Source organism: Pseudoalteromonas atlantica, assembly GCA_007988745.1.
In the GTDB taxonomy this organism is placed as follows: domain Bacteria; phylum Pseudomonadota; class Gammaproteobacteria; order Enterobacterales; family Alteromonadaceae; genus Pseudoalteromonas; species Pseudoalteromonas atlantica.
This window is the reverse complement of record BJUT01000095.1, coordinates 1-4,849: the sequence shown is the minus strand read 5'-3', so window position 1 is coordinate 4,849 and position 4,849 is coordinate 1. Positions and strand designations below refer to the sequence as shown.

General features: G+C 40.3%; 2 protein-coding genes. Both read left to right on the top strand.

Annotation, left to right across the window (positions count from 1 at the left end; translation table 11 throughout):
• Positions 1–181 precede the first annotated feature (181 nt).
• The gene (locus PAT01_RS19695; RefSeq protein ID WP_055018869.1) at positions 182–1,438 is read left to right on the top strand and encodes an efflux RND transporter periplasmic adaptor subunit; all 1,257 of its coding nucleotides are present in this window, start codon (positions 182–184) and stop codon (positions 1,436–1,438) included.
• A gap of 11 nt (positions 1,439–1,449) precedes the next feature.
• Positions 1,450–4,650: an efflux RND transporter permease subunit gene (locus PAT01_RS19690; RefSeq protein ID WP_055018868.1), complete on the top strand. Its 3,201-nt coding sequence runs from the start codon at positions 1,450–1,452 to the stop codon at positions 4,648–4,650.
• Positions 4,651–4,849: the final 199 nt, after the last annotated feature.

The following is a 4,849-nucleotide window of genomic DNA, read 5'->3' as shown; positions in this document are numbered from 1 at the left end:
GCATTAAATCAACGTGCGGAAGGGCTTCATGCAGGAATACGTTTGGAAAATCAATTCAAGCTTGCAGAAATATCCTTCATTTTAAGTATGGGTCAGTTATCCAAATTTGAGATTTGAGCGCTTTGTTTTTTCAGTAGCGAAAAACGAAATCTTAAATTTATTAAAAATATAGGTTACAAAAATGAATACAGTAATTAGTAAAAAATTTTTAGCCGTAGTAATTAGCAGCCTGTTAGTTGGGTTTAGTACAAATCATGATGCTTTTGCACAGTCGTCAGATGGAACTGGTTCTGTCACAAACGTTTCGAAACAAGAAGAAAAAGAACATCAAGATGAGCATGAACACGAAAAGGGACATGAAGAAGATAAAGGTGACCATGACGAGCACGGCCATGAAGGTGGTAATAGAGAGGGAGAAGAAGAACATGAAGAAGGTATCACTATTGATCCAAAGAAGATGTCGCTTGCTAACATTAAAGTGGAAAGTGTTAAGCCTGAATATCAATTTAGTTCCGTATATGCACCTGGCGAAATAAAAGCTAATGGCTATAAAAGTTATGTGGTATCACCACGTACAGAGTCAGTAATTATCAGTCGCCATGCAGCGCTTGGCGAGTATGTAGAAATAGGTCAGAAGTTAGTTACATTATTTAGTGAAGCAATGGCACAAGCACAAGCTGACTATTTAATCGCTTCAACCGAATGGCAACGTGTAAAAAAGCTGGGTAATAAGACGGTGAGTGAAAGTCGATTATTACAAGCTGAAACAACATACAATGCGAGCTATGGCAAGCTCATTGCTTTAGGGTTAACTGAAAAAGCAATAAATGGTATTTCTAACAAAGACATTAAAGCATTTGGACAATATGCATTAACGGCGCACCGTGAAGGTGTCGTGCTTCAAGACGACTTTATCCAAGGGCAACGTGTTGATGCTGGGGATTCAGTCATGTTGTTAGCTGATGAAAAACAACTATGGGTTGAAGCAAAAGTTTCTCCAAATAAAAAGCTAAATTTATCAATTGATTCTCCTGCGGTACTTAAATTAGAAGGCCAGAGTTACAATGCCAAAGTTATCCAAGAAGCCCATACAATTGATCCCGTAACTCGTACAAGAATTATTAGATTGGGGGTACAGAATGCTGATGATAACCTTCATTCAGGTATGTTTGTAAAAGTTTACTTTCAGTTTGCCACAAAGCAGAAAGTGATGGCTGTGCCAGAAGAAGCATTGATCCGCAGCGCAGATGGTGATTGGACCGTATTTGTCGAAGACCACCCTGGAGAATTTAAAGCTGTAGAAGTAGAACTAGGCCGAGCCTTAGGTGATTTTAGGGAAATCATTGGCCTTGATAGTGGGACGCGAATTGTAACCAAAGGCGCATTTTTTGTTGCTTCTGAAATCGCTAAAGGCGGATTTGATCCGCATAACCACTAAGGAGCAAGACTATGTTTAATAAAATAATAGATTGGTCTGTTAATAATAGACTCCTGATTTTGATTGCGCTGTTTGCCACAATTGTCGGCGCAATTATGGTTATACCAAAACTAAATTTAGATGCCTTTCCTGATGTTACTAATGTTCAAGTTGCTGTAAATACTGAAGCGCCAGGACTAGCTGCTGAAGAAGTTGAACAACTCATTACGTACCCCATTGAAGCGGTCATGTATGCCTTACCTGATGTAGAACAAGTGCGCTCAATTTCTAAAACAGGCTTGTCTGGCGTCACGGTTGTTTTCAAAGAAGGCACCGACATTTACTTTGCAAGACAACTCGTATTTGAGCGTCTTCAAGCCGCAAAAGAACTGATACCAGAAGGTGTCGGCACACCCGAAATGGGGCCAAACACCTCAGGGCTAGGCCAAGTATTTCAGTACCTTCTTATTTCAGATAAAGATGCAGGCTATGATGCTATGGCACTCAGGAGTCTCAATGATTGGGTAGTAAAATTACTCGTTATGCCTGTCGATGGTGTTACTGATGTACTCTCCTTTGGAGGTATTGTTAGGCAGTACCAAGTAAATGTAGATCCATCTAAGCTTCTTTCTTATAACCTAACGCAAGAAGACGTTGTTGGTGCCCTAGATAACAACAATGCCAATGTTGGCGGATGGTATATGAACCGTGGGCAAGAGCAGCTTGTTATTAGAGGTGCAGGTTGGTTTGAAAGTGGTGACGCTGGTATTAGTAATATCAAACAAGTTCCCGTCAAAACAGTTGATGGGACAGTTGTGACGGTTTCGGATATTGCTAAAGTTGAAATGGGCAGTGAAATTCGTCAAGGTGCTGTCACAATGACGCGCAAAACCGAAGACGGTAAAGTCGAAAATTTAGGTGAAGTTGTCTCTGGCATTGTCTTAAAACGCATGGGGTCTAATACTAAAGCCACCATTGATGGTATCAATGCAAGAATCCCATTGATTAATCAAGCATTGCCTAAAGGTGTTCGCTTTGAACCATTTTATGATCAGGCTGATTTGATTGAAAAAGCCGTTGATACAGTAGTTGATGCACTATTACTAGCATTTATTTTCATCTGTATTGTATTAGCACTATTTTTAATGAATATACGTGCAACCTTCCTTGTCCTAATATCTATTCCAATTTCAATTGGTATCGCGTTAATGATCATGGCTTGGTGGGGCATTTCTGCAAACCTTATGTCATTGGGTGGCATTGCCGTAGCCATTGGTATGCTAGTTGATGGTTCAGTCGTGATGGTTGAAAACATGTTTAAGCATTTAAATAGACCAGACTCTACCCATTTAAAAACTGTAAAAGAAAGAGTGCCTAGTGCTGATACTGATCCACATGATGTAGAACAAGATGAGCATGGTATTAAGTTACGTCTTCAAAATGCGGGTAAAGAAGTGGCTCGTCCCGTATTTTTTGCAGCTTCTATTATTTTAGTCGTATTTACGCCTTTATTTAGCTTTGAAGGTGTTGAGGCAAAGTTATTTCAACCTATGGCAATAAGCATCATTTTAGCTGTTATATCTGCTATTGTGGTTGCGTTGTTTTTTGTACCCGCTTTAGCTACTTATTTATTTAAGTCAGGTGTAAAAGAGAGGGAAAGCTTTGTTCTTAGGCCATTAGACAAACTCTACAGAAAAGGGCTTACATTCGCACTAAAACGCACCAAATTAGTCATTTCAGCCGCACTTATATTAGTTTTCTCTGCCTTTGCATTAGTTCCATTAATTGGTACTGAATTTGTACCTGAGTTAGAAGAAGGGACGATAAACTTAAGAGCAACGCTTGCACCTTCTTCCAGTTTAGATACCGCGCTCACTGTGGCACCAATTCTAGAAGAAAAACTAATGGCTTTTCCTGAAGTAACCTATGCATTAAGCCGAATTGGTCGAGCAGAAATAGGTGGAGACCCAGAGCCAGTGAATAACATCGAAATTTACATAGGGTTGAAGCCTGTTTCTGAGTGGACCAGTGCATCTAATCGATATGAACTTCAAGGAAAAATGGAGAGATCTTTAGAAGAATTCCCTGGGTTGCTACTCAACTTTTCTCAACCTATTGCGACTCGTGTCGATGAGCTACTATCTGGTGTTAAGGCTCAGTTGGCGATAAAGTTGTTTGGGCCTGAACTTGAGGTACTGGCGGCTAAAGGTCAAGAAATAGAAACAGCAATTAAAAACATTGAAGGTGCAAGGGATGTTGCATTGGAGCAAATTGCTGGTGAAGCGCAATTGGTGATAAGTCCTAACAGGCAAGAACTATCACGCTTTGGATTGTCTGTGAGTGACATAATGGAGGTTGTGCGTGATGGTATTGGTGGTGTTGCAGCCGGACAAATAATCAATGGTAATGAACGTTATGATATTTACGTTCGCATAGAGGAAGAGTACCGAAGTAACAAAGAAGCTATTGCTGATATTCGGCTTCAATCACCTACTGGTGCTTGGGTGCGACTGGGTGACGTAGCCTCAGTCTCATTTGAGTCAGGCCCACCACAAGTTAGACGCGATGATGTACAACGAAGAGTCGTTATCCAAGCAAATGTACAAAATCGAGATATGGGAAGCGTGGTTGCCGATATCAGAACGGTAATTGCTGAAAAGGTTGACTTACCTTCAGGTTATTCTGTTTCGATTGGCGGCCAGTTCGAAAGTCAAAAACGTGCTCAAAATAGGTTAGCTATAGTTGTACCTTTATCGTTAGCACTAATCGCACTACTACTTTACTTTGCCTTTGGTTCTGTTGGTCAAGCTATGCTGATATTGGTCAACGTGCCGCTTGCTGTAATTGGCGGAGTTTTCTCCTTATATTTATCTGGACAATACTTGTCTGTACCAAGCTCCGTTGGCTTTATTACCTTATTTGGTGTAGCGGTATTGAATGGGGTCGTTATGGTAGAAAGTATCAACCAACGTATTAAAGACGGTCTAGAAGCATCTAAAGCCGTTTTTGAAGGCGCTACTTCAAGATTAAGACCTGTACTTATGACTGCTATAACATCAGCTTTAGGTTTGATACCGATGTTAATGTCTAATGGTGTTGGTGCAGAAATACAGCGCCCATTAGCGAGTGTTATTGTTGGCGGCTTGGTAACTGCAACACTGTTAACATTATTTGTTTTACCTGTTTTATATCGCTGGTTTTCAGAGAAAAAAATAAAAGAGCTATCCAGATAAAATTACTGTGAACTCTAACCCCACGCTAAAGTCACGTTTAGCGTGGGGTTATTGAGTAGATGAACGAAAAGAAAGATTAGATTTAACAATAAACTAATAGTCATGACTGCTTTGTCGGAATATTTGTCGTTAAACAGGCCAAAGCTAACTTCCGCTTTCGTATCTTTGCAGTCTTAATCTCTATGTGTCTCAAGGTCGG